Origin of the sequence: Kitasatospora sp. GAS204B, from assembly GCF_029892155.1 — a bacterium.
In the GTDB taxonomy this organism is placed as follows: Bacteria; Actinomycetota; Actinomycetes; order Streptomycetales; family Streptomycetaceae; genus Kitasatospora.
The window spans coordinates 1-1389 of the sequence record NZ_JARZAG010000077.1 but is presented as its reverse complement, the minus strand read 5'-3'; the positions used below and the strand labels follow the sequence as shown (position 1 = coordinate 1389).

Below are 1389 nucleotides of genomic sequence, written 5' to 3'. Positions count from 1 at the left end.
GCTGGCTCTGGTGGGTGCGACCAGCCGGACGGTTGGAGTGTCGGGTGCCGTCGGGTTGCGATGTTCGGTGCGTTTGAGCTTCCAGTTGGACATCTTGCGTTTGATCACTCGCGGGTTGGAGCGCAACCGCCGTGCGGGCAGCAGTCGTTCGGTGATCTCACGCAGGCTCTGGGTGATGGCCCGGGCGAGCCGGGAGGGGGGAAAGCGCCGCCTGCCCGGTGACGTGGCGGCGCACGACGCGAAGGGTGCGGGTGAACGAAAGCCGGTCCGGGTCGTGACCGCCTTTGAGGGCGGCCTGGTGCATCAGGTCCCTCAGTGCGTGGTGGACCAGCAGGAAGGCGAAGATCTCCTGCTCGACCCCGGCTGGGTGCTGGGAGCGCAGGACCAGTCCGGGACCGCCCTGGTGATTTTTGATCTCGTCCAGGGTGTTCTCGATCTCCCAGCGCTGGGCGTACAGGGCCGCCAGTTCCGCAGCCGGCGCCCGAGCTGGGTCAAGGATGCTGGTGATCAGCCGGTAGCGAGTACCGTCACCGCCACGCGGGCCGAGTGTGTACTCGATCACTCGTACCCGCTCCGGGTCCGTGCGCCGGTAGTTGTCCCGCGCGGCCACGATCTCCGACAGGTAGGAACCGTCGGGAAGGGTCTCCAGGACCGGCAGGACGACGACGCTGCGGACCCGCCACAGCAGATCGGCACCCCCGCCCTTCGCGGCCCGCCACAGGTCGAAGCCGCAAAAGCCCCGGTCGGCGAGCACGAGCATGCCTTCGGTCATGGAGGAGAACAGCCGCTCCGCCAGGACGCTTTCGTGGACCGTCAGCGGGCCGACCTCGGCCGCGAACACCGCGTGGGTCCCGCACTCGGCCAGGGCCGCCACCCTCGCCTGCGGATACGCACTGCGACCCTGGCCACGACTGGTTCCCGGCCGTCCGAAGAACTCGGCGTTCACCGCCGTGTCCGGGATGTCGAACACGGTGCCGTCGACCGCGACCAGCCGCCACTGCCGATACCAGGCACCCTGCGTCGCCGCGACCGCGACCGGACGACAGACCCGGACGAACAGGGCCCGCAGCGGTTCCGGGCCCAACCGCAGTCGGGCCCGTCCAATCGCCGCCGTGGTGGGCACTCGCCAGGCCTTCGCCCAGCGGCCCTCCCGCTCCAGACCCTGGACCAGGAGCCGTGCCACTTCCTCGTAGCCCTGCCCGAAGAACAGGCACATCGCCAGGACGAAGTACACCACCACCCGCGCCGGCAGCAGCCTCGTCCGCTGCTCGACCCGGCCGCACTCGGCAACCACCTCGTCGACCAGCTCCGGAGGAAACGCCCGCGTCAGCACTCCCAACGCGATCCGATCCGAGAACCGATCAACCCCCGACGACTTCAACTGACCCG

Annotated in this window: 1 protein-coding gene; it reads right to left on the bottom strand. The window is 69.4% G+C overall.

The annotated features are described in order from the left end of the window. Nucleotides 1-157: 157 nt before the first annotated feature. The gene (locus tag P3T41_RS36835; protein WP_280695021.1) at nucleotides 158-1381 is read right to left on the bottom strand and encodes an IS4 family transposase; all 1224 of its coding nucleotides are present in this window, start codon (nucleotides 1379-1381) and stop codon (nucleotides 158-160) included. Nucleotides 1382-1389: the final 8 nt, after the last annotated feature.